The organism is Vibrio sp. 10N.286.48.F5, from assembly GCF_041469785.1.
Taxonomy (GTDB): domain Bacteria; phylum Pseudomonadota; class Gammaproteobacteria; order Enterobacterales; family Vibrionaceae; genus Vibrio; species Vibrio crassostreae_C.
Genome location: NZ_JBFRLG010000029.1, coordinates 41,498 through 64,723, shown reverse-complemented (window position 1 = coordinate 64,723; position 23,226 = coordinate 41,498). Strand labels below are relative to the sequence as shown.

Here is a 23,226-nt window from a genome sequence, read left to right as displayed (position 1 = left end):
AAACAAGCAATAGAGAATAGACCATGAGCAATAAGGTTATCCTTGTTGTTCTAGATGGACTGAACTATCAGGTAGCCCGTGATTGCATGGGCTACCTGAACGGTCTTCTAGAGCAAAGTGATATGTATGAGAAACAGGGCGATTTGCAGACAAAACAGGGCGATTCGTACAATAACCAAGGCGATTTGCGTAATAAACAGAGCACTTCGCAGAGCACGCAAAAAAAACAAGCTGCGCGCCACGCTTTACCCTGTGCAGTGTGAGCTGCCATCTATGTCACGTCCACTGTATGAGTGCATCCTGACCGGTGTTCGCCCTGTTGAGAGTGGCATCGTCAACAACCAAATCGTGCGTTTGTCGAATCACGAGTCGGTATTTAGCTTGGCGAAGTCGCAGAACAAAGTGACGGCAGCTGCGGCTTACCATTGGGTGAGCGAGTTATATAACCGAGCGCCATTTGATGCAGTACGTGACCGTTTCACCAACGATGAAACCATGAACATCCAACACGGTTGTTTCTACCACTGGGACCACTACCCAGATGAAGCCTTGTTCTTGGATGCTGAGCACCTGCGCGTCACTCATCAGCCTGATTTTTTGCTGATTCACCCAATGAACATTGACGACATGGGACATAAGCATGGGCTGGACTCTCGCCAGTATCGCAATAGTGCACGTGGCGCGGATATCTACCTGTCGAACTACCTTGAGAAATGGGTAGACGATGGTTATCAAGTGATCATCACCAGTGACCATGGCATGAACAATGACCTGTCTCATGGTGGCATTTTTCCTGAAGAGCGCGAAGTACCTTTCTTTGTGATTGGTGATAAGTTCACACACCAAGAATGTTCAGTGAAACAGACCGACATCTGCGGCAGCGTCTGTCAGTTACTCAATCTAGAACACGATAAATCTTACACTCAGGAATTGTTGGCCTTATGAGCAGTTCTGTAATCATGCAGAGCGATGGCTCTGCGCTTAAACCCAAAACCAAATCTTTGTTTCAACGCTTCAAGCCCGCTTTGTGGCTTGCGCCTTTCGCGCTGTTCTTCTACCTGTTCCAACTGGCACCTATGGTTTGGGTGCTGATCAACAGCTTCTTCTATGACGATGAGCTCTCTCTCGAAAACTATTCTGAAATATTCGATTCTGCTTTCATGATGCAGGCTTTTGGCAACAGTTTATGGTTGTCGATTTGGTCGAGCATTGTTGGCTTGGCGATTGCAACTCTGTTGGTCTCTTCATTGCGCCGTGTTGATTCTAAAATCCGCGATGCGGTGATCGCGTTTACCAATATGAGCAGCAACTTCTCTGGTGTGCCTCTGTCGTTCGCATTCATCATCATCTTGGGCACCAATGGTGCGATTACCTTATTGCTCAAGCAGTATGGATTGCTGGGTGATTTCGACCTTTACGGCAAGTGGGGCTTGCTGGCGATTTACATCTACTTCCAGATCCCATTGGCGGTGTTGTTGCTGTATCCAGCGTTTGATGCTCTGAGTGACGACTGGCAAGCCGCTTCGGCACTGCTTGGCGCGAAAACTTGGCAATACTGGACCAAAATAGCACTGCCTGTGTTGTCGCCTGCCTTGTTCGGCACCTTCATCATCTTGATTGCTAATGCGATTGGCGCCTATGCGAGTGTGTATGCGTTGACCTCGGGCAACTACAACGTGATTACGATTCGTATCGCGAGCTTGGTATCGGGCGACTTGTTCTTAGAACCAAACCTAGCTGCGGCAATTTCAGTGATTCTGATGGCGATGCTGGCCTTCATCACCGTGATTAACCAATGGCTGATCAGCAAAAGCTACGCAGGGAAGAGAAAGTAATGAACACCGTCAATACTCGTTTTCATAAAACGGTTGTCTATTCGATTGTCGGCATCATGATGATCCCGATCTTAGCGACCTTTATTTACTCGATCTCCTCGCGTTGGGGCGCCACTATCCTGCCGGATGGCTTCACGTTAGATTGGTACATCAACCTGCTGACGGATCCTCGCTTCTTGCAAGCCTTTGGTCGCTCACTGTTTATCTGTGTGGCAGCGCTGTCATTGAGTGTGGTGTTGGTTCTGCCTGCGATTTTCGTGGTGTTTTACTATTTCCCGAAACTCGACAAGGTGATGAATATCCTGATTTTATTGCCGTTCGCAGTACCGCCAGTAGTTTCGTCAGTCGGCTTACTTCAGTTGTATGCCGATAGTGAGATTTCTTTGATAGGCACACCGTGGATCTTGATTGGTACTTACTTCACCATCGCGTTGCCATTCATGTATCGCGCGATTGCCAACAGCTTTGAAGCGATTAACTTGCATGACTTGATGGACGCGGCACATCTGCTTGGCGCAAGTACCACCAAGGCGTTCTTATTGATTATTCTGCCAAACCTTAAGAAAGGCTTAATGGCGTCACTGTTCTTGTCGTTCTCGTTCCTATTGGGCGAGTTCGTGTTCGCCAACATCTTGGTAGGAACACGCTACGAGACACTGCAAATCTACCTATACAACATGCGTCAAACCAGCGGCCACTTCACATCAGCCCTTGTGATGACGTACTTCCTGTTTATTTTCTTACTGACTTGGTTGGCAAGTCGTTTCAGCCAGGGAACAAAATAATGAGCTATGTAAATGCGAAAAACCTCACTAAGCGTTTTGGTGACAACACGGTATTTGAAGACATTGAATTCTCAATCGAGAAGGGCGAATTCATTACTCTGCTTGGCCCAAGTGGCTGTGGTAAATCGACTCTACTGCGCAGCTTGGCTGGCCTGAATCCTGTCGATGGTGGCGAGATCTGGGTCAACGGCGAAGAGATCACCCACCAAGTGCCGCAACAACGTGGCATCGGCATGGTGTTTCAATCTTATGCCCTGTTCCCTAACATGACGGTTGAAGGAAATATTGCGTTTGGCCTGAAAATGAAAAAGCTTGCTGCTGACGAGATTAAGCACGAAGTCGCGAAAGTGATTGGGTTGGTGGACTTAACGGGCAAAGAGAAGTTCTACCCGCATCAGTTATCGGGCGGTCAACGCCAGCGTGTGGCCTTGGCAAGAGCTTTGGTGGTCAAGCCGCGTATTTTGTTATTAGATGAGCCGCTTTCGGCGTTGGATGCGAAGATCCGAAAGCACCTGCGACAACAGATCCGAGATATTCAAAAAGAGATGAATCTGACCACGATCTTCGTGACTCATGATCAGGAAGAAGCGATGATCATGTCTGACCGTATCTTCTTGATGAACAAAGGCGAGATCGTACAAGCGGGGACACCCGAAGAGATCTACACTCAACCTGCCAATGAATTTGTGGCTGGGTTCATGGGGCACTACAATTTGGTGCAAGCGAACAAGGCTAAACAGCTGTTCAACATTGAAACAGAATGGAAAGTGGCGATTCGACCTGAATCTATCTACGTGAAAGAGCAAGGCCGACAATATGGCGAACATATCTCTGCGCCGAAAACGGGCACGATTCGTAACCACCAGCTTTTGGGCAACGTGATTCGCTACCAAGTGGACGTTGATGAGTGTGAATTAACGGTCGACCTACTTAACCGTTCTTCTGAACGACTGTTGGCAAACGGCAGCCAACTTGAACTCCTGTTTAACCTTAACGAAATTCAACCTGTGAGAGCCTAAGATGTTCAAACCTTTGTATGTATTTGATATGGACGAAACGCTGATCAATGCCGATGCAGCGATGCTCTGGAATGAGTTCTTGGTTGAAAAGGGCATTGCCACTGCGCCCAACTTTATTGAAGAAGATAAGCGCTTAATGGGCCTGTATTCGAAAGGCAAACTGAACATGAAAGATTACCTAACATTTTCCATGCAGCCATTAGCCGACATGCCAACTGAGCAAGTGACGGCATTAGTGGAAGAGTGTGTTGAACAGCATATTTTGCCTAAACAGTTCAAGCAGTCGAAACCTTTGATTGAGCAGCTTGATCGCGACAACATCGATATGTTGATCATCTCTGCTAGCGTGACTTTCTTAGTAGAAGCCGTGGGTCGTAAGGTGGGTATCGAGAATGCGCTCGGTATCGACTTAGTAGAAAACCAAGGTCGTTTCACGTCTCAGATCTCAGGCGTACCAAGCTACCGAGAAGGTAAAGTCACCCGTTTGAAAGAGTGGTTAGACAATCAAGAAACTAATTACTCAGATATCCATTTTTATACGGATTCAATCAATGACTTACCTTTGTGTGAGCATGCTGATTTTGCCTATCTGGTGAATCCATGCCCGCGTTTGAAAGCACTGGCTGATCAACCGAATTGGTCGATTCTTAACTGGGATTAATGCTGATCCCATCTTTGAATTATGTTCGCTTTAGAACGAAAAAAGCCGCTGATGAAAGCGGCTTTTTGATTCGTATTATTCTATTTCTAGTTTGTAACCTATCCCGTAAATGGATTTGATGTAGTCACATTTTTCATTTATCGAGACCATTTTTTTGCGTAAGTTTTTAATATGGCTATCGATAGTGCGATCACAGACCACTCTTCTATCGTCGTAGATTTTATCAATCAATTGATCGCGACTATAAATGCGGCCAACATTTTGATAGAGAAGGTGTAAAAGCCGAAACTCAGCTGGCGTTAAACTTAGCTTAATACCACATAGGACGGCGGTCATACTCAATTCATCAATATCAATGGCGTTCGTTGTTGACGTGGCTTGGGGCTTGTTGGAACGGCGCAAAATATTTTTCACCCTCACAACCACTTCTCTCGGGCTGTACGGCTTACATATATAATCATCTGCACCCAGTTCAAGCCCAACGAGTCGATCAATCTCTTCGACCTTGGCTGTCGCCATAACCACTGGGATGTCACTGAACGTTCTCAGCTCTCGATAAATATCCAACCCGTCTCGATTGGGTAGCATGAGGTCGAGAATAATGAGTTTAGGCGATGCTTGCTTTACCCAGTCAATGACAAGGTTACCATCGATAATATGATGACTTTCAAGGCCAGAGTGCTCTAAGTACTCACACAGTACACTTGCTAATGCAGGCTCATCTTCGACGACTAAAATCACGATTTTATTTCCTTTGGTAACGCTATGATGATTCGTAGTCCACCCAATTCTGAGTGGTCGGCAGTAATGTGTCCTTGGTGCGCTTCAACGATATTTTTACAGATAGATAAGCCAAGCCCAGAACCGCCACTTGATCGACTGCGCGATTTATCAACGCGGTAAAGCCTCTCAAACAAACGCGGAAGTGATGCATCAGGTACACCTGGATCACTGTCTTCAACGTTGATAATAATACTATCACTAATGTCGGTAACATCTATCGATACATGCCCATTATCGCTAGTGTATCGTGCGCTATTTTCCAACAGATTCACAAACAGTTGTGTCAGTAATCTCTCATCACACGAGGTAAACAGTGGGGCTGAATGGTCATAGTGCTTTGTTAATGTGATGTTTTTTTGTTCTAAACGGATCGAGTTTTGAACGATCACAGAATCAATCAGTTTATGTATATCAACGTTGTTTTTAACATTGAGGTTAAATCCGATGTCATACAGGGAGAGTTGGTGAAGATCCTCAACGAGTTGACCCAGTGTGATGATTTGTTGATGTAACGAGTCGATGTATTTTGGTTCAGGTGATCGAATACCGTCTTGTAGCGCCTCTAGTTCACTTCTAAGCACGGTGATAGGCGTTCTAAGTTCATGTGAAATATCTGATAACCACTGTTCTCTAAGTGTTTTCTGTTTTCTTAGTGTCTCGACAACACCGTTGAATATTCCGATGAGATCAGACAATTCATCATTGCCGCTTTTTTTAATGTAGAAATCGAGATCGCCATTTTCGATAGATTTGGCACCTTTCGACAAAGCACGCAATGGTTTCAAAAATCGCCTAACAAGAAACAAAGAGATAAGGAATGAAAGTAACACGGTAATCGATGCGATAGTGCTTACATGCGTCGTTTGTTGTTTGAAAAAGCTTTCTGCTAAAGGCCCTGATATTTCATCCATCTGGACGATAGAGATATACCCAATAACTTGATCATCCCGTGTTATTTCGACTAGTGCTTGATGCTGACCATCTTCAAGGTGATGTAGGTTTTCAGGCGGTCCAATTATGGCTCGCCCGTCTTGATCTAAAATGTTGAGTCGTTGCCAAATAGGTTGAAGGCCTGGCGCTTCCGGCTCTCTTAATGGTGGTGGCGATGGGTGTCTGTCACGAGGATGTGGTCGTGAGGGGCCGCTAATGCTACTGGCGATTAAATGTGGTTCACGCTCTAGCCGCCTCCACTTTTCGGAAGGTGAGTAATATTGCTTTAAGTTATTGGCGAGTTCTTGAGCTAGGGCAATCTCATTATTATTTGTGAAATCTTGGAGCCCTCTTTGAAAACTGGAGTTAATAAAATAGGTCAGTACAAAGAGCATGGTCACGCACACCATTAGTATTGAAACAAACAGTTTGGTGAAAATTGATATGCGCACGTTCTCTCCAGAAATTAAAGTGAATTAAGACGATAGAGTGAGTTAAGACAATAAAATGAGATAAACCAATATTAGCCCTCGATCGTGTGGGAAATATGGACATTGATTTCTTTATTCATCTTAGGCCATGTATAAGCACTCTTTTGTTAGAAATGAATAGCGAGCTGACAGGGTGCTATACCCCATCAGCTCGCATTGAATTATCACTATTTTAGGATAACCCTCTAACCATTATTGACGTCTTGGTGGTGGTGGCGGAACTTCCTCTTCCGATAGACCACCGCTTCCATCTGCGTCTAGTTTATCAAAGTCATCGGCGAGTGGACCTCTGAGCTCTTCTAATTGTAACTCGCCATCACCGTTTGCATCCATTTCTTCAAAACTTGGCATTTCTCTTGGACCTTCACGGCTTTCAGCACACGCTTGAAGCGCGAATGTCGATGTCAGTAAAAGTAATGCTGTCGTGATTTTTTTCATAATTTAATTCCTATTCGTAACCAAATATAAGTGTATTTCTTTGACGCAAATAGGTTAGCGATCAAATTAGCAGAGAAAATGGATAAATCTAGGAGATGAAAGTTAGCGTTTAACTTTAATAGGGCATCAGTTCATCAGTTCATCAGCCCATCAAGTCAGGTTGTTTAAACCTCCATTGTTTCTACATAGTTTCCACATTTTCTATTTTTATCCTAGTCCATTATTGAACTCATGAATTTAATGCCTTTAGCAATAAAGGCAGAAAGCTATCGTTGGTATTGAAATGGATTATTTTTTAGGAGCCTTAGAATGAAGGCAATGGTAAAAAAATCAGTCGTTGTCTCTTCTACGTTGTTGGTTGCTTCTTATAGTAACGCTGCTCTTTATAGGGTGGTTTTGGAGGAATCACCAGTAGAAACGGAATCGGTGTATGGGGTTGCAGTTGAACCAGAGCTTGGTACAACGGATTGCTTTAGTACCAGTTGTGGTGACACCGATTACGCATTCGCAGGGGAAGCTCAAAATGCAGAACCAGGTTTTTCCTTTAAAGAGGAGGTCCCTTTTGGTATCGATAACACGTTCTACTATTTGGATTATGACGATATCTATAGCTACTGCACAAGTGAACTTGGCTACGCGACTTGTGAAGCTTGGAGTTCTTTATTGTGGTATGGCGATGATGATGCGGGCATTGGAGGCTTGAAAAATGAGCGTGATGCGTATTACGGGCTGAGCTATCAGACCAATTCCACGGCTTTTTATGATTCTTCTTCGCTAAGCGAGATCCCAGATGTTGGCAGCAACCCACCTGATGTGAGCAGTTATAGTTATTCCTTTGTTGATGGAACAGAGGAGAAGGTCATCACTAAAGTTGACGAGAATGGTTTTGTTCTTGGTAACACCAGCAGTGGTTACTACAGTTATAACAACCAATATATTCAGTTGTATAGGCAGCGTGGTTACTACGATACAGGCACTGAATTTACGGTTCTCCAACCTGAAGCCGATACCAGCATTACGATCAGCGATGCTGACGGCGAAGCGAATATAATCTCCCAAATGGGAAGAACGATGGCTTTTGACTCTTTCAGTTATGGAGGGGAAAGCTATGTGGTCGGAAGCGCGTCCGTTGCGACTTTTTATTACAGTGATGGATACAAAGATTATGACTCTCCGTACACATCCGACAGTGATGCTGAGGATCTAGATAATTGTATCGATGAAGATATTGAGCCTGCTTTATATCCAGAGTGTCAGAACTTTGCTTTTGCTAATCGAGCTTTTGTCTGGAATATAACCGATGCGAATGGTCCCAATGATGATGGAAACCGTTTTGCAGTATCCGATTGGGAAACCAGTTCGACCTATTACTCTTACAACGATGATGAAGCTTCAGCACAAGCGAGTGTGAGGGCTGCAACGATTTCGTCTAGAGGGACATATAGCTCTTATCCTGTTTTAGTTGGTTACAATACGGAACTAGATGATTCAGATAACTTTCTTATGCAGGCTGCTGTGTTTAGGCCAAGCAGTACGTCAAATTTCAGCGTTTCGGAAAATGCTTGGACGACTACATTTATCGCTAATGCGACGGTAGAAGTGAGTGATTCATACATTCACAGTAATTCTGTCGCAACAGACATTAATGAAAACATGATGGTTATTGGTTATGCAAAAAGAGATGGTGATTATCCGTCGGATCGTGTGTCTGATAATCGTATGTTCGTCGCTGATGCGAATGACACAACGCCAACAGCCACATTCTTCGCAAGTTTAGGTGAAGACATTTTCTTTGACAGTGCAGAGGGAAAAGCAAGTGAGATCAACAGCTACAATGAAATCGTTGGCTATGTTGACGCCGAAACTCACGCTGAAGTAGACGGACATGAAAGAAGGCATCGCGGCTTCATTTTCCCTTATAACGACACTGGTACCGATGCTGATAGACGTGCAAGATATAATGATCAAGCTTGGTGGTTAGACGACCTAACTAACGGTGGTGACGACAGTGATGCCAACAACCACTTTAGAATATTGGACGCAACCGACATTAATGACGCGGGTGTTATCTCAGGGACGGCAATACAATGTTTTGCGAGTGAAAGTAGCTCCTCTTCTATGGCTTATGATTCAACCGCACACTTTGCTTATTGTAATGATGGAGTAGGTGACGAGAGGGTGGTGGCTGTAAAACTTATCCCGATATCTGGAGCAACAAGTGAAGACATTGCTGAAAGAAGTGATGATAGCGCTGAAGATGTTGAACGTAGTGGTGCCGGTACCGGGCTATTGGTGCTTATCAGTTTAATGTCCGTGCTTTCAGTTCGCTTGAAAAAGTCTCGTTCTGTGATTGCCTAAATTGATGACGTGCTCACGAGAGAAACAACCTCTATTTGACCGTCAACCATTAAAGTAATGGGTTAGGTTTGATACTTCGTCCCATAAGAATACCGCTGGGATATGAAGCTTTTTAAAAGAGCATCACCTGTTTTGTGATGCTCTTTTTACGTTCAACATACACTTATCTCTTTCTGCTTTAGCCAAAAAAATCACTTGTAACAATTAAGTAACATCTCTTGCTTTGCTGTAAATCAAACCACCACTCTTCAATCCCTTGATAGCACTCACTTTCCTGTTGTGAGGGTTTGTGTGTAACAATTATTTTACAATTTGACGGGTTTTTAGCGTTATTGCCCATTTCCTTCGATGCATTCCAATCTTTCCGCTTGTGGGCCAAATTTAATTAAGGACAAAAAACACGTAATACAAAACCAATAGGTACAAGGAGAAAGTTCATGGTGGATACATACAACCCGCTTGGTACGGATGGATTCGAGTTTGTTGAATACACAGCTGTCGACCACAAGGGAATCGAGCAACTTAAAGCGCTGTTTGTGTCACTTGGTTTTGCCGAGATCGCTAAGCACCGTTCAAAAGAGGCTTGGCTGTATCGACAAGGTGACATCAACTTTATCGTCAATGAGCAGCCACACAGCCAAGCGGAAGCGTTCGCTAAAGTTCACGGCCCATCGGTGTGTGGCATGGCTTTTCGTGTTAACGATGCAACTGCGGCAATGACACAAGCTTTCAGCGGCGGTGGCGAAGAGTATAAAACAGAAATTGGACCGATGGAGCTGAGCATTCCTGCCATTTACGGCATCGGTGAAAGCCTGCTCTATTTTGTGGATCGCTACGGCAAGCAGAGCATCTACGACGTTGATTTCCGATTCTATGATGACGCGCAAGAGCGCATGGCGAAAGCCGACGTAGGCCTTTATGAGATCGATCACCTCACGCACAACGTGAAACAAGGCAATATGGATCTGTGGTCTGGTTTTTATGAGCGTATCGGTAACTTTCGTGAGATTCGCTACTTCGACATTGAAGGTAAGCTGACAGGCCTTGTGAGCCGTGCCATGACCTCACCATGTGGCAAGATCCGTATTCCAATCAATGAGTCTTCAGATGACAAATCACAAATTGAAGAGTTCATTCGTGAATACAACGGCGAAGGTATCCAACACATCGCGCTTGCTACGGATGACATCTACAAAACGGTGAAAACCCTGCGTGATCGCGGCATGGACTTTATGCCAACCCCAGATACCTACTATGAGAAAGTTGACGATCGTGTAAAAGGCCACCGGGAAGATACCGATCTGTTGCGTGACCTACGCGTTCTGATTGATGGTGCGCCGACCAAAGACGGCATCTTGCTGCAAATTTTCACACAGACGGTAATCGGGCCTGTGTTCTTTGAAATCATTCAGCGTAAAGGCAACGAAGGTTTTGGCGAAGGCAACTTCAAGGCGCTGTTTGAATCGATTGAAGAGGACCAGATTCGTCGAGGAGTATTAGACGATGCATAAATGGATCTCGTTTCCTCATCGGGAGGGGGTGTGTTCTAAACAAGCGCATGCCGACTTCCCTGAAGAGGCAATCTATGAGCGAGAGGCGGGTCGAAGTGGTTTCTTCGGCCCTGCCGCTCACTTCCATCACCAACATGCCCCAACAGGTTGGTCGGAATGGGAAGGTGATTTACGCCCTCGCGCTTTTGATTTTACGCTGGTGGAAAAAGCCAGCCAGATAACCCCTTGGGCGGTGCCTCATCTTTTGCACAACGCTGACTGCAAAATCCGAGTGTGGCGCATGGACGAGAAGATGGATTTCTTGGTGCGTAATTCCGATGGCGATGAGCTGCTGTTCATTCACCAAGGCAGCGCCGACCTCTATTGTGACTATGGTCATCTAGCGGTGAGTGAAGGGGATTACGTGATGATCCCGCGCTCGACCAACTGGCGTTTAGAGCCAAGCGAGCCGATGTTTATCTTGATGATTGAGAATACAGACGCGGCTTACTCTCTGCCAGAGAAAGGCATGGTCGGCAATCATGCGGTGTTTGATCCTGCTGTGCTCGACATCCCTTCTATCAATGATCAATTCCGCGCTCAGTATTCAGAAAACCAGACTCAGGTTCAGGTGAAGCGCCACGACAAAGTCAGCGTGATCACCTATCCGTTCAATCCATTGGATGCAATTGGTTGGCATGGTGATTTGGCTGTGGTGAAAGTGAATTGGCGCGATATCAGACCGCTGATGTCACATCGCTACCACTTGCCACCTTCTGCGCACACGACGTTTGTTGGCGCAGGCTTTGTAGTGTGCACCTTTGTACCACGCCCGATTGAGAGCGACCCAGGTGCATTGAAAGTGCCGTTCTACCACAACAATGATGACTACGACGAAGTGTTGTTCTATCACGCTGGTGACTTTTTTAGCCGCGACAACATTGAAGCGGGCATGGTGACCTTTCACCCGGCGGGGTTTACGCACGGGCCTCATCCAAAGGCTTTTAAAACGGGTCAGGCGCATAAGAAGAAATTCACCGACGAAGTGGCGGTGATGATTGATACTCGCCACGCGCTGCAGTTCTCTGACGAACTCGATAACGTTGAGAACAAAGAATATGTCTACAGTTGGCAAGAGAAGTAAGGGGCAAGGATGAAATTAGCAACCAAGAAAAATGGCACTCGCGACGGTCTATTGATGGTCGTAAGTAAAGATCTTAAACAATGTGTAGCTGCCACCGAAATTTTCCATGCGATGCATCTAGCGCCAACCATGCAGGTAGCATTGGATAACTGGGACAGCGTTGCACCTCAGTTAGAAGAGTTATACACCTCGTTAAACAACGGACATGTCACAGGCAGTGAAGTGTTTGCACCTCAGTATTGTGAATCGCCTCTTCCACGCGCTTATCAATGGGCAGACGGCAGCGCTTATGTAAACCACGTTGAACTGGTGCGTAAGGCTCGTGGTGCTGAAATGCCAGAAAGCTTCTGGGTTGATCCACTCATGTACCAAGGCGGCTCAGATGCGTTTATCGGGCCGCGTGACAATATTGAGTTTGCCAGCGACGAATGGGGTATTGATTTCGAGGGTGAAGTTGCGGTTGTTACCGGAGATGTGCCAATGGGAGCCAGCGCCAAGCAAGCGCATGATTCGATTCGTTTACTGATGTTGGTGAACGATGTGTCACTGCGTGGCTTGATTCCAGCAGAGCTCGCGAAAGGCTTTGGCTTTTTCCAGTCTAAGCCTTCTTCGGCGTTCTCCCCGGTCGCAGTCACACCTGACGAGCTTGGCGAACAGTGGAAAGGCAGCAAGGTACATTTACCGCTGATATCGACCTACAACGACCAGCCTTTTGGTTGTCCGAATGCCGGTATAGATATGACTTTCAATTTTGCAGAGTTGGTTGTGCATGCAGCTAAAACTCGACCATTATCGGCGGGCGCGATCATAGGTTCAGGCACGGTTTCTAATAAACAAGGCACTGACCATGGCACCTCGATTTCTGAAGGTGGTGTGGGATATTCATGTATTGCTGAAGTACGCATGATAGAGACGATTCGTGATGGTAAACCGTCGACTCAATTCATGTCGTTTGGTGACTCGATCAAGCTTGAGATGCTTGATGCGGCGGGTGATTCCATTTTTGGCGCGATAGACCAAAAAGTGAGCCAGTATCGAGCGCTATAATCCACGTAATAGGGTTTCAGTATGAGCGAGAGCATCGTGAACAAGAACATTATACTTTACGGTTACTGGCGCTCTTCGGCTGCCTATCGGGTGCGTATTGGATTAAACCTAAAGCAACTCAACTATGAGTCTAAATCGGTCCATTTGGTGCGTAATGGCGGCGAGCAGCATGATCCACAATATCGCGAACTCAATGCCAGTGAATTAGTGCCGGTGCTGGTGGATGGTGAAGTTAAACTCAATCAGTCGCTGACTATTTTGCAATACTTGGATGAAAGATATTTATGTGAGAGCAGCCCAGACTCCTTGTTGATTCCCGAGCAAACACCATTGCGCTATCAAGCGTTGGCAATGGCTCAGGATATTGCGATAGAAATTCACCCTCTGAACAACCTGCGCGTGTTGCAGTATTTGGAGCGGGAATTGTCGTGCGAGCAAGAGGCGAGAATGGACTGGCTTCATCATTGGATGAACCAAGGTTTCCGTGCTCTAGAAGAGAAACTGGCAAAGCACAGAAAAGCACACGGTGATTCGGTGTATAGCCTCACCGATTCACCATGCATTGTCGATATTTGCTTGGTGCCACAGGTGTATAATGCGCTGCGCTTTGGCGTTGATATGTCGCCTTATCCGCTGATTAACTCAATTGTCGAAGCGTGTAATCAGTTACCCGCTTTTATCGACGCGATGCCAGAGAACCAAGCGGATGCGAATGAGTCCATGTAGATTCACTGATGTAAATGCAAATACTCTTCCCTTGCGCTGCCAAAACCGCTTCTTGAAAGAAGCGGTTTCCAACATTAAATATATTAAATACAGTTAGTGTGTGAATATTTATCTCGTTTAGAACTAATATGGATTTAATAAAAAGCCTTGTTATTAATTAAAAGGCTTTACCCCAAGGTTTTATATTAGTGGTTTTTATCACTCGATAATATTAGTAATAAACAACACCTTCGCCTTTCGTTATCAGAGTGCCAGCTTCATTGGTGATTATTTTATCTAAATCAAATAATGAACCAATCGCCGCATTACCCAAGCCAGCTTCAACGAATTTACAAACGGCATCAATTTTTGGCCCCATAGAACCAGCAGGGAATGAAAACTCTGCTAAACCAGCAGGCGTTGCTTGCTTCATTTCTGCTTGGTCTTCTTTACCATAGTTACGGAAAATCGAACCATCGGTTAAGATAATAAACAAGTCGGCATGGATTTTTTCAGCCAGTAATTCAGCCGTAAGATCTTTGTCAATTACGCACTCTACGCCAGTACTCTTACCCTGTTCAATACTCACGGGAACGCCGCCGCCACAAGCAATAACAAGGTTTTCTGTATCTAGAAGAGTTTCAATTTGCTGAATTTCAACAATGCTTTTTGGCATAGGAGAAGGCACAACGCGACGGTAATACTCGCCATCAGCTTTAAACTGCATTGTGCTTTGAGCCATTAACTCTTTAGCTCGTTGCTCTGTATATACAGGGCCAACAAATTTAGTTGGGTTAGCAAACGCAGGGTCTTTTTTGCATACTTCAGTTTGCGTGACTAGCGTCGCTACGTCTAATTCAGGGTCAATGTTTCTTAGCTCTTGTTGTAACATGTAGCCCACCATGCCACAGGTTTGAGAGCCGAGTACATCCATTGGGTATGGGGTAGTCTCTGGCGAATATTCGCTATAAGCCGCGTTTTGTTCCATCAACAAACCTACTTGTGGGCCATTACCATGAACGATAACAATCTCATGCTCGCGTGCGATTGCAGCAATACTCGCCGCTGATTTGATTATATTTTCACGTTGGTTCTCAGCCGTTAATGCTTGGCCTCTTGCTAAAAGAGCGTTACCGCCTAAAGCTAATACTATGCGCATGATAATGTCTCCGATCATTTAATAATGATTTTATTTATTTTACGTAGGGATTAACCGCTTGTTTCTAATTAAATTCAAGATTATTAATAACAATGACTAGGTTTTTTAATTACTCTTAAGTAATTAACATGCCGAGATAGTATGGGAAAATAACTGTTCTAAATGTGATAGCTATCAAATTATCATTTCACTAGAAATAGAGCTGTGGGAGCGGGAATTATTATAATTCGATTAAATATCCATAAGCTGGGATACAATCCAGTGGTGGACTCTTTTTTTGTATAAATGATTCGTCTTTAGTGAATATTATCTCAGCCCAAAAAATGAATAATTTAACATTTTTGTTTTAAATATGACGTTCAGATCTCATTAAGAACTTTAGAAAAGATACGGAGCCAAATTGAAGCGGGGAGGACACTAGCTTAAATAGTGGCTTTGATTCGGTTTTCAGTCGGCTGCCTTTACTCCAGATGTTATCTGACAGCCAAGTGAAAAGTGGAGATAGCTTGCTACGTTCTAGGCCTAATCGCTAAAGCGAAACAACGCGCTTTATCTCTTCCAAAACCTCGGCGTTAGCGATGGCCCCGAGGTTTTCTACACTCTTGCCATTAATCACCTGTTTTACTGCCAACTCCACCAATTTGCCAGAGCGCGTTTTTGGCACATCGCTGATCGCAAATATCTGGCTTGGCACATGCCTTGGTGAACAAGAAGATTTGAGTTTGCTTTTGATGGCTGCCAGTAGCCCATCATCTAGATCCACACCTTGTTGTAGTTGAACAAACAGCCATATCTGCTCATTTCGGTCGACATCTTTACCGACGGCGATGGAATCGATGATGCCGTCAATGGTGTTCACTTGCTGGTAGATCTCGGCAGTCCCAATTCTTACCCCACCGGGGTTGAGGGTGGTGTCGCCTCGACCGTAGAACAGGTAGCCACCATGCACGCTCTGTGCGACTTCATCACCGTGATGCCACACATTATCGAACCTATCCCAATAGGTGCTGTGATAGCGCTCTCCGGTGTCATTCCAAAAGCCAGCGGGGAAGTTGGGTAGGGAGTTGGTGCATACTAATTCGCCACGTTCGTGATCGACCTTTTGACCAGACGAATTGAACACCTTGATGTCGACGCCGAGCCCGGCCTGTTGGCACTCACCGCGATACACAGGCGAGATTGGGTTACCCAAAACAAAGCAGCCACAAATATCCGTGCCGCCAGAAATCGACGCTAAATGCAGGTCTTGCTTGATGTGCTTGTAAACGTAATCGAACTGCTCTGGGTAAAGCACAGAACCCGTCGAGCACAGTGTTCTTAATTGAGGCAGAGAGTGGCTGTCGATTGGTGAGAGTTCGGCTTTCTCAATCGCTTCTATGTACTTGGCTGAGGTGCCAAATGTCGATACGTCAGCACGCTGCGCTAAATCCCATAGAACGTTAGGTTGCGGGTAAACCGGGCTACCATCAAAGATAACCAAACAAGCACCGCTGGCGAGCGCAGATACGTGCCAGTTCCACATCATCCAACCACAAGTGGTGTAGTAGAACACGCGATCTCTTGGTTTAATATCGCAATGAAGCTGATGCTCTTTTAGGTGGTTGATGGTAGTGCCACCGACAGAATGCACTATACATTTGGGTTTGCCTGTGGTGCCGGAAGAGTAGAGTACAAACAACGGTTCATTGAAGCCGACACGAGTAAATCGAAGAGGTTTTGTCTGATAGTGATTAATGATGCTGTGCCAGCTTAGAATCGACACATCATGTTCAACTTTTTTCTTCTCTAAATCGCTCTTCTCTAAGTCATTACTCGGTTTCAAATAACCGATCTCACACACCTGTTTTAATTCGTTTAAGTGTTCGATGATTTCACGGTTCTTGCCCGCCATATCGAACATTTTGCCATTGAAGGTGTAACCGTCACAGGTGAACAGCACCTTAGGTTTCACCTGTCCGAATCGCTCAATCACACTCTCTACTCCAAAATCAGGCGAGGTCGATGTCCAAATCGCGCCTAAGCTGGTGGCGGCTAGCATGGCTATCACGGTTTGTGGCAGATAGGGAGTATACGCAGCAACTATATCACCTTGTTTCACTCCGCTATCGACAAGCCATTGCTGAACACTAGAGACAGCTTCACACAGGGTTTCCCATGTATAACTCTGTTGTTCGCCACGTTCATTCTCAAACCAAATCGCAAGCTCATCAGGCATGGTGTGTGCCAAACGCAGCAAGTTCTCGGCGTAGTTTACTTGTGCATTGGGAAACCAAACCGCATCACGGTTCGATTTAGGCTGCTGCCAGCGGCTCCCACCTTGAGCTTTGATGGTCTCGCTTTCTGCCTTGTTAATAGAGTCTTGTGAGCCGACTACTCCACAAAACTGCCACACGTTTTGCCAAAACGATTCCGGCTGAACTACAGACCATTGGTGGAGTTCGGCATAGTTTTTTACGTCCCTATCTAGGTTTAACCAAGACTGTTCAAGGCTATCGATGAATCGGGTTAAGTTGGCATTGGCGATACGCTGCTCGCTTGGCTGCCAAATGGGCTTATTGCTTTCGTGCATTCCTTTACCTTTAACAAAAAGTTAACGTTTTCAGTCTGGTATTTAGGTTTTACAAAGTCAAAAGTTCAGCAAAATAAGCGCTTGGTGGAATTGTGTAAATAAAATGTTACACGATCGCTTGTTTCGAAAAATCGCGCAAATTGGCGCTTATAAGGAGTGGAGATAGGCTTAAAGTGAGACATTCGAAAGGAGGTGTGTAATGACTCAATATCATTCTAAGCCCGTGAGCCAAGAGGGATGGGTTGAGTGGAGCCTCGAAGAAGACGCTATTTGGCACGACTTAGTGAAAAGGCAACTGGACGTGATTAATGACCGCGCATGCGATGCTTATTTGCACGGTTTGACCTTGCTGGATCTACCATTAGACAGAGTTCCCCAGCTGCCAGAGATAAATAAAGTGCTAATGGAAACAACCGGTTGGCAAGTTCAGCCTGTGCCTGCATTGATCGATTTCGACCGATTCTTTGATTTGCTCGCCAATAAGAAATTCCCAGTTGCGACATTTCTGAGAACGCGAGACGAGTTCGATTACTTACAAGAACCTGATTTCTTTCATGAAATTTTCGGCCATTGTGCCATGCTCACTAATGCCGATTTCGCGGCTTTCACTGAGCATTATGGAAAACTAGGCCAAGCCGCCACATCTAAACAGCGCGCTTATCTTGCCCGTTTGTATTGGTTTACGGTTGAGTTCGGTTTAGTAAAAGAAGGCCAACAACTGAAAATCTATGGCGGTGGCATTCTTTCGTCTCCAGCGGAAACTATGTATGCGTTGGGAGGGGATTTGGCCGTTCGCGAGCGGTTCGATCTGCAAACGGTTTTAAGAACGCCTTATCGTATCGACATCATGCAGCCGAAATATTACGTGATCGACGAGCTATCTGAGCTCTTTAAAATCAGTCAGGAAAACCTATTACAGCAAGCTGATCTCGCCATCGATGCGGGGTTACTACCACCACTTTTTGAACCCAAGGAACCAACACATGTTGAATGAACAAAAATGCGAAGCCTGCAGTATCGACGCGATTGCCCTAAGTGAAGATGAACAACAATCTTTACTGTTGGAGTTGTCAGACTGGCAGATCATCGAAAGAGACGGCATCCCGCAGCTTGAGAAGGTGTTCAAGTTTAAGAACTACAAGCAAGCATGGGCATTCAGCAACATAGTGTCAGAACTGGCAGAAGAAGAGTTCCACCATCCTTCGATCTTATTGGAGTGGGGCAAAGTCACCGTCACTTGGTGGAGCCACTCAATCAAAGGCCTGCACAAAAATGACTTCATCTGCGCCTCACGCTGCGATGTGTTCGCGGTGAGTGAATAGTTTTGTAGGTTAGGAGTTACTCTTGCAACCTCTGTGATGCGATTAACTCATTATTCGGCTCATAATGTGAGTTGAATAATTGCCTTAAACAGCTCATAGTATGAGTTGAATAAGTGATACTTTCGCATCATGGGGTGTAATATGTGGATTTGGCAGCAAGATAATTGGCCAAACTTTGTTTGGGATAATCAGAAAATAGGCGTGAGGTTAAGAGAAGTACGGCTTAATCAGGGCATTCTATTGGGCAAGATTACCTCACAGTCGGCAGATCAATCCCAAACCATGCTCGACACCTTATTAGCGAACATAGTCCATTCCAGTGCGATTGAGGGAGAAAAGCTTAATGCTTTCTCGGTCCGGTCTTCTTTAGCCAATAAACTCGGTGTCAGTGAAGATCGACCTTTTCCAACGACAGAACAAACCGATGGCCTAGCTGAAATTATGTTGGATGCGGTGCAGAACCTAACAGAGCCACTAGCGCTTGATAGGATCTTACATTGGCACGATAGACTGTTTCCTCAAGGCTACACCATGTTTAATCCTGTAGTCGGAGGTCAGCTACGAGGTGAAGCTCCGATGCAAGTGGTATCAGGAAGAATTGATCGTCCAACCGTGCACTTTGAAGCACCTAGCCGATACATTCTTGATGCTGAGCTAGATACATTTATCACATGGTTTAATGATTCACTTACCGACGCCACACTCGATCCTCTATTGCGAGCCGCAATCACTCACCTTTGGTTTATCACCTTACACCCGTTAGATGATGGTAATGGTCGTATTACTCGATTGTTGACCGACTTGGCATTAGCACAGGCCGAGCAGCAGTCGGTACGCTTCTATGCGATGTCGGTGGGAATTCTCGCTAACCGCAAGCATTACTACGAGATATTGGAGCGAACCCAGAAAGGGGGACTCGATATTAGCGAATGGTTGATGTGGTTCTTAGATACGTTAGACGAGACGTTTACAGGGGTTTTCGCTGAGGTCGACCAAACTGTATATAAGACCAACTATTGGCGCAGCATCGACCAAACCAAGCTTACAGCAGAGCAAGTAAAAGTGCTGAATAGGATGCTCGATGGTGATTTTTCAGAAGGTATCAATGCCAGCCAATATCAGAAAGTAGCAAAGGTGAGTAGTGCCACAGCAACACGTCATTTGAACGCTTTGATTGAGCATGGCTGCTTAGTTAAATCTGGTTCTGGTGGTAGAAGCACGCGCTATCTGTTGCCGGAATAGGGTTCACTTCAATTTATATACTTAAAGGTGCTGAGAATGTTGGCAGTTCTTTAGCCACAGAAGGTTGTTAAACGAGCCAACTTATAGGTTAAATCTCGCTCCTTCTTTCTACTACTATTAAAATGTGCAAATACAATGACAAATGAAGAAATACAATTATATAACGATATAGTTAAGTCTGGGTTTCCTGTATTAGGGACATTATGTGGTGGTTTAGTTGGTGCAGCATCAACTTATCTTTTAACAAAGTTGAATAACGACAATGACGAAAAGAAAGACGCTCAAAAGCTGCGGAATGATCTGTTAATGAAAACTGCAAATGATGTAGCAGAATTTGAGCATTTAATGGCGATTTATACGACTACATTAGCGAATTATCTAAGAGATCAAGTCGATGACGGCTCTTTGAAAACAGCTTACCTAAATTCATTCAATAGTAATCTAACTTTGCGTAAGGCTAGAATGAATCTCCATATTCTCGGAATGGAAGCATCGTTAGAGTTATTAGAAGGGTATGTTGAGGCTACAAGAGAAGTGCTAGCTTATGGAAAGCGGTTAGATATAAAAAGAGCTATTGAACTAAATCAGAAGATATCTAAGGGTCCAATTTTATTCTATCAATCATTATCGATCGATCCTTAACGCCTTTTTGTTGTTTAGTAAGCTAACTTTCAAAACTCTGCTTTTCACTTTTTAGTTGCTCTTCACCAAACGCACTTTCCCAAACTAGCTTGACCTACATCAGCACTTGCTTGGTTTCTTGTCTCATAAATCCTTTCTACTACTCATAGTATTGGTTTTATGAGGCTGCTCTATGATATATTTCTCGGCCAAGTGTATTACAGACGAAGGCTAGCAATGTCTATCAACCTTTCACTCCTTCCACCCAGCGAGAAAAATAAAATCGAACTGGATAAGCAAGCATCGTTTCTTGTATGGAAACTGAAGCAAGCGAAATGTGGCCCTGAAGCCATTGTTGAAGAAGCAATGAAGCTAGGTGACCCAGAAGAAAAGGCTTGGTTTGATCAGTCTGTAGAAAAATACAAACGGGTAATGGGTGTCGCATAAACGCAGACAAACCTTGCCCAGCAGTGCTGTAGAATTGAAATGACACAGTAATTTGCTAGAATTTGCACCGTTAATTGAATCAGAGAGAAGATCCCGATGGGAAGAAGTTTTGAAGTGCGCAAGGCCTCAATGGCGAAAACTGCAGGCGCAAAAATTAAAGTTTATTCTAAATACGGTAAAGAGATTTACGTACTGGCTAAGAACGGCAGCTCTGACCCAGACATGAACCTACCTCTTAAGCACCTGATTGCTAAAGCGAAGAAAGACCAAGTACCAGCACACGTTATCGAAAAAGCGATCGATAAAGCGAACGGCGGCGGCGGTGAAGACTTCCAACCAGCTCGCTACGAAGGTTTTGGCCCAGGTGGCACAAGCGTAATCGTTGACTGTCTAACTGACAACGGCAACCGTACTTTCCAAGACGTTCGCCAATGTTTCGTTAAGACTGGCGCGAAAATCGGTGTTGAAGGTACTGTTTCTCACATGTTCGCTCACCAAGCTGTATTCCAGTTCAAAGGCGAAGATGACGAGATCATCCTAGAAACGCTTATGATGGAAGACGTAGACGTGACTGACGTTGAGCTAGAAGACGGTGTAATCACTGTATTCGCTCCAACGACTGAGTTCTTCAAAACGAAGACTGCACTAAACACTGCGTTCCCAGAGCTAACGCTAGACGTTGAGGAAATCACTTTCGTTCCTCAAACAACTACGCCAGTAGCTGAAGAAGATTCTGAGAAATTCCAGAAGTTCTTAGACATGCTTGACGACTGTGATGACGTTCAGCAGGTTTACCACAACGCTGAGCTGTAATATCAATCTATAATTGATAGCTTTGCTCTTGTGAGTAAATGTAGAATACAAAAAACCGAGCCTAGTGCTCGGTTTTTTTATGAACGTTATACCTGATTTTCCTTGATCATCGTTCCATAATGTACGGCTGACAAAGCGTTCTCTGGTCGCGATTTATCGCTGAACTTCATTATATTGTTCGTCTTATCCCGACATGAATCTGATTTAAGTACTCCCTGAGTATCATCGGGGTGATCGCCAAGCGTATTTAGTGTACAAAGAAAGAAAATATCAGCCAAAGGCTTTGACCCTGCTTATTGATGCATTGATTGAGAGTGTTCGATCTTTTCATAGCGATGGTTTGGTCAAATAAAAGGAGAAAGAAATGAAAGTAAGTTTTATCGGGCTAGGCGTTATGGGTTTCCCAATGGCAGGCCATCTAGTCAAAGCCGGTTTTGAAGTAACGGTATTTAACCGCACTCACAGCAAAGCGCTAGGCTGGGCTGATAAACACCAAGGTAAAGCGGCTGAATCTGTGGCTGAGTGTGTAGCGGAAGCTGACGTGGTATTGGTTTGTGTGGGTAACGATGACGACGTACGCAGCATGACAACCAGCGAAACAGGCGCATTGGCAGCGATGAAGCCAAACGCGATTCTTGTCGATCACACTACAACGTCTGCAGTTCTGTCTGAAGAGCTTGAAGTGGCAGCGAAGCAAGCCGGTATTCGCTTTATGGATGCACCTGTATCTGGTGGCCAAGCGGGCGCAGAAAATGGCGTGCTAACCATCATGTGTGGTGGCGAACAAGCGCTTTTCAACGACCTTCAACCTGTGTTCGAAGCTTACGGTAAGTCGTCAGTTCTTATGGGTAAAGTCGGCCAAGGCCAACGCGCGAAAATGGTTAACCAGATCTGCATTGCAGGAGTGTTGAATGGCTTATCTGAAGGCTTAGTGCTTGCTGAAAAATCAGGTTTGGATATCCCAACTCTGGTTGATTGCCTTAAAAACGGCGCTGCTGGCTCATGGCAGATGGAAAACCGTGCTACCACAATGGCACAAGACAAGTTCGATTTTGGCTTTGCAATTGATTGGATGATCAAAGACTTAGGTTTCTGTCTAGATGAAGCTGAGCGCCAAGGCATCCAGCTTCCACTGACTGAAAAGACCAACAACGCCTACAAGGCACTGTCTGCCGAAGGACGAGGCCGCATGGATACATCAGTATTGATGAAAGCCGTGGTTGAAGAGACAAAGAAGTAGAAAGATCGAAGTAATAGGAACTTCGTTTAGATAACTAAAAATAGCCGCGGATTAGCGGCTATTTTTTTGGTTTGAGCTCTGCCGAGTGCGTTAATCCAAAATAAATCCCCTCCTAGCCTCCCCTTGA

21 protein-coding genes and 2 pseudogenes are annotated in these 23,226 nt (G+C 45.1%); 18 read left to right on the top strand and 5 right to left on the bottom strand.

Features of this window, described 5'->3' with window-relative positions; all coding sequences use genetic code 11:
• Positions 1-23: 23 nt before the first annotated feature.
• The 5 genes and pseudogenes from AB4185_RS15870 (at position 24) to AB4185_RS15850 (ending at position 4,300) form a co-directional block, all read left to right on the top strand.
• A pseudogene (locus tag AB4185_RS15870) lies at positions 24-945 on the top strand (alkaline phosphatase family protein).
• Positions 942-1,835, top strand: coding sequence for an ABC transporter permease (locus tag AB4185_RS15865; RefSeq protein WP_372102643.1), 894 nt, complete (start codon positions 942-944; stop codon positions 1,833-1,835). The pseudogene AB4185_RS15870 and the gene AB4185_RS15865 overlap by 4 nt, the downstream one beginning before the upstream one ends.
• Positions 1,835-2,620: an ABC transporter permease gene (locus AB4185_RS15860; protein WP_004732591.1), complete on the top strand. Its 786-nt coding sequence runs from the start codon at positions 1,835-1,837 to the stop codon at positions 2,618-2,620. Before AB4185_RS15865 ends, AB4185_RS15860 begins: the two co-directional genes overlap by 1 nt.
• Positions 2,620-3,639, top strand: a complete 1,020-nt coding sequence (locus tag AB4185_RS15855) for an ABC transporter ATP-binding protein (RefSeq protein ID WP_017091955.1) — start codon at positions 2,620-2,622, stop codon at positions 3,637-3,639. The genes AB4185_RS15860 and AB4185_RS15855 overlap by 1 nt, the downstream gene beginning before the upstream one ends.
• A gap of 1 nt (position 3,640) precedes the next feature.
• Positions 3,641-4,300 (top strand): HAD family hydrolase, encoded by a 660-nt coding sequence (locus AB4185_RS15850; RefSeq protein WP_372135647.1) that lies wholly within the window; start codon positions 3,641-3,643, stop codon positions 4,298-4,300.
• A gap of 75 nt (positions 4,301-4,375) precedes the next feature.
• Here the strand turns inward: AB4185_RS15850 and AB4185_RS15845 are convergent, their stop codons facing one another.
• From AB4185_RS15845 to AB4185_RS15835, 3 genes are all read right to left on the bottom strand, one after another.
• Positions 4,376-5,041 (bottom strand): response regulator, encoded by a 666-nt coding sequence (locus AB4185_RS15845; RefSeq protein ID WP_372135646.1) that lies wholly within the window; start codon positions 5,039-5,041, stop codon positions 4,376-4,378.
• Positions 5,038-6,408 carry an ATP-binding protein gene (locus AB4185_RS15840; RefSeq protein WP_372135657.1) on the bottom strand — a complete coding sequence of 457 codons (1,371 nt, stop codon included), beginning with the start codon at positions 6,406-6,408 and terminating at the stop codon, positions 5,038-5,040. The genes AB4185_RS15845 and AB4185_RS15840 overlap by 4 nt, the downstream gene beginning before the upstream one ends.
• A 288-nt stretch (positions 6,409-6,696) precedes the next feature.
• A complete protein-coding gene (locus AB4185_RS15835) occupies positions 6,697-6,942 on the bottom strand; it encodes a hypothetical protein (protein WP_010432281.1) in 246 nt (81 codons plus the stop codon).
• 309 nt (positions 6,943-7,251) lie between these two features.
• Here AB4185_RS15835 and AB4185_RS15830 point away from each other — a divergent pair, with 309 nt between their 5' ends.
• The 5 genes from AB4185_RS15830 to maiA all read left to right on the top strand — a co-directional run bounded on the left by AB4185_RS15830 (position 7,252) and on the right by maiA (position 13,707).
• On the top strand, positions 7,252-9,300 hold the full coding sequence (locus AB4185_RS15830; protein WP_065584491.1) for a DUF3466 family protein: 2,049 nt from the start codon (positions 7,252-7,254) through the stop codon (positions 9,298-9,300).
• A 437-nt stretch (positions 9,301-9,737) separates the two neighbouring features.
• Positions 9,738-10,811 carry a 4-hydroxyphenylpyruvate dioxygenase gene (hppD, locus tag AB4185_RS15825; protein ID WP_372135645.1) on the top strand — a complete coding sequence of 358 codons (1,074 nt, stop codon included), beginning with the start codon at positions 9,738-9,740 and terminating at the stop codon, positions 10,809-10,811.
• Positions 10,804-11,934: a homogentisate 1,2-dioxygenase gene (locus AB4185_RS15820; RefSeq protein WP_372135644.1), complete on the top strand. Its 1,131-nt coding sequence runs from the start codon at positions 10,804-10,806 to the stop codon at positions 11,932-11,934. Before hppD ends, AB4185_RS15820 begins: the two co-directional genes overlap by 8 nt.
• Before the next feature lie 9 nt (positions 11,935-11,943).
• Entirely contained in the window at positions 11,944-12,981 is a 1,038-nt protein-coding gene (locus tag AB4185_RS15815; protein ID WP_102332322.1) for a fumarylacetoacetate hydrolase family protein, read from the top strand.
• 21 nt (positions 12,982-13,002) lie between these two features.
• Positions 13,003-13,707, top strand: coding sequence for a maleylacetoacetate isomerase (gene maiA / locus AB4185_RS15810; protein WP_102332321.1), 705 nt, complete (start codon positions 13,003-13,005; stop codon positions 13,705-13,707).
• Positions 13,708-13,918: 211 nt separating this feature from the next.
• On the opposite strand, the gene AB4185_RS15805 is transcribed toward maiA, so the two are convergent.
• Positions 13,919-14,845, bottom strand: a complete 927-nt coding sequence (locus AB4185_RS15805; RefSeq protein ID WP_372106695.1) for a carbamate kinase — start codon at positions 14,843-14,845, stop codon at positions 13,919-13,921.
• Positions 14,846-15,374: 529 nt separating this feature from the next.
• A complete protein-coding gene (locus AB4185_RS15800) occupies positions 15,375-17,414 on the bottom strand; it encodes an acetoacetate--CoA ligase (protein ID WP_372135643.1) in 2,040 nt (679 codons plus the stop codon).
• Positions 17,415-17,613: 199 nt separating this feature from the next.
• Between AB4185_RS15800 and phhA the strand changes: the two genes are divergently transcribed.
• From phhA to AB4185_RS15760, 8 genes and pseudogenes are all read left to right on the top strand, one after another.
• Positions 17,614-18,408, top strand: a complete 795-nt coding sequence (phhA, locus tag AB4185_RS15795; RefSeq protein WP_017065113.1) for a phenylalanine 4-monooxygenase — start codon at positions 17,614-17,616, stop codon at positions 18,406-18,408.
• Positions 18,398-18,736, top strand: coding sequence for a 4a-hydroxytetrahydrobiopterin dehydratase (locus tag AB4185_RS15790; protein ID WP_017065112.1), 339 nt, complete (start codon positions 18,398-18,400; stop codon positions 18,734-18,736). The genes phhA and AB4185_RS15790 overlap by 11 nt, the downstream gene beginning before the upstream one ends.
• A 141-nt stretch (positions 18,737-18,877) precedes the next feature.
• Positions 18,878-19,978, top strand: coding sequence for a Fic family protein (locus AB4185_RS15785; RefSeq protein WP_372116801.1), 1,101 nt, complete (start codon positions 18,878-18,880; stop codon positions 19,976-19,978).
• A gap of 135 nt (positions 19,979-20,113) precedes the next feature.
• Complete coding sequence (locus tag AB4185_RS15780; RefSeq protein WP_017066729.1) at positions 20,114-20,620, top strand: hypothetical protein; 507 nt, start codon at positions 20,114-20,116, stop codon at positions 20,618-20,620.
• Positions 20,621-20,836: 216 nt separating this feature from the next.
• A complete protein-coding gene (locus AB4185_RS15775; protein ID WP_004732615.1) occupies positions 20,837-21,046 on the top strand; it encodes a DUF3283 family protein in 210 nt (69 codons plus the stop codon).
• 96 nt (positions 21,047-21,142) lie between these two features.
• A complete protein-coding gene (locus tag AB4185_RS15770; RefSeq protein ID WP_010432326.1) occupies positions 21,143-21,859 on the top strand; it encodes a YebC/PmpR family DNA-binding transcriptional regulator in 717 nt (238 codons plus the stop codon).
• A gap of 187 nt (positions 21,860-22,046) precedes the next feature.
• Positions 22,047-22,211: pseudogene (locus AB4185_RS15765) on the top strand (LysR family transcriptional regulator); the annotation flags it as partial.
• Positions 22,212-22,223: 12 nt separating this feature from the next.
• A complete protein-coding gene (locus AB4185_RS15760; RefSeq protein WP_372135642.1) occupies positions 22,224-23,099 on the top strand; it encodes an NAD(P)-dependent oxidoreductase in 876 nt (291 codons plus the stop codon).
• Positions 23,100-23,226: the final 127 nt, after the last annotated feature.

Bases quoted from the DNA above. Each gene is read 5' to 3' on its own strand.
- AB4185_RS15865 (WP_372102643.1), top strand. From the start codon at position 942: ATGAGCAGTTCTGTAATCATGCAGAGCGATGGCTCTGCGCTTAAACCC.
- AB4185_RS15860 (WP_004732591.1), top strand. From the start codon at position 1,835: ATGAACACCGTCAATACTCGTTTTCATAAAACGGTTGTCTATTCGATT.
- AB4185_RS15855 (WP_017091955.1), top strand. From the start codon at position 2,620: ATGAGCTATGTAAATGCGAAAAACCTCACTAAGCGTTTTGGTGACAAC.
- AB4185_RS15850 (WP_372135647.1), top strand. From the start codon at position 3,641: ATGTTCAAACCTTTGTATGTATTTGATATGGACGAAACGCTGATCAAT.
- AB4185_RS15840 (WP_372135657.1), bottom strand. From the start codon at position 6,408: ATGCTCTTTGTACTGACCTATTTTATTAACTCCAGTTTTCAAAGAGGG.
- AB4185_RS15835 (WP_010432281.1), bottom strand. From the start codon at position 6,942: ATGAAAAAAATCACGACAGCATTACTTTTACTGACATCGACATTCGCG.
- AB4185_RS15830 (WP_065584491.1), top strand. From the start codon at position 7,252: ATGAAGGCAATGGTAAAAAAATCAGTCGTTGTCTCTTCTACGTTGTTG.
- hppD (WP_372135645.1), top strand. From the start codon at position 9,738: ATGGTGGATACATACAACCCGCTTGGTACGGATGGATTCGAGTTTGTT.
- AB4185_RS15820 (WP_372135644.1), top strand. From the start codon at position 10,804: ATGCATAAATGGATCTCGTTTCCTCATCGGGAGGGGGTGTGTTCTAAA.
- AB4185_RS15815 (WP_102332322.1), top strand. From the start codon at position 11,944: ATGAAATTAGCAACCAAGAAAAATGGCACTCGCGACGGTCTATTGATG.
- maiA (WP_102332321.1), top strand. From the start codon at position 13,003: ATGAGCGAGAGCATCGTGAACAAGAACATTATACTTTACGGTTACTGG.
- AB4185_RS15805 (WP_372106695.1), bottom strand. From the start codon at position 14,845: ATGCGCATAGTATTAGCTTTAGGCGGTAACGCTCTTTTAGCAAGAGGC.
- AB4185_RS15800 (WP_372135643.1), bottom strand. From the start codon at position 17,414: ATGCACGAAAGCAATAAGCCCATTTGGCAGCCAAGCGAGCAGCGTATC.
- phhA (WP_017065113.1), top strand. From the start codon at position 17,614: ATGACTCAATATCATTCTAAGCCCGTGAGCCAAGAGGGATGGGTTGAG.
- AB4185_RS15790 (WP_017065112.1), top strand. From the start codon at position 18,398: ATGTTGAATGAACAAAAATGCGAAGCCTGCAGTATCGACGCGATTGCC.
- AB4185_RS15785 (WP_372116801.1), top strand. From the start codon at position 18,878: ATGTGGATTTGGCAGCAAGATAATTGGCCAAACTTTGTTTGGGATAAT.
- AB4185_RS15780 (WP_017066729.1), top strand. From the start codon at position 20,114: ATGACAAATGAAGAAATACAATTATATAACGATATAGTTAAGTCTGGG.
- AB4185_RS15775 (WP_004732615.1), top strand. From the start codon at position 20,837: ATGTCTATCAACCTTTCACTCCTTCCACCCAGCGAGAAAAATAAAATC.
- AB4185_RS15770 (WP_010432326.1), top strand. From the start codon at position 21,143: ATGGGAAGAAGTTTTGAAGTGCGCAAGGCCTCAATGGCGAAAACTGCA.
- AB4185_RS15760 (WP_372135642.1), top strand. From the start codon at position 22,224: ATGAAAGTAAGTTTTATCGGGCTAGGCGTTATGGGTTTCCCAATGGCA.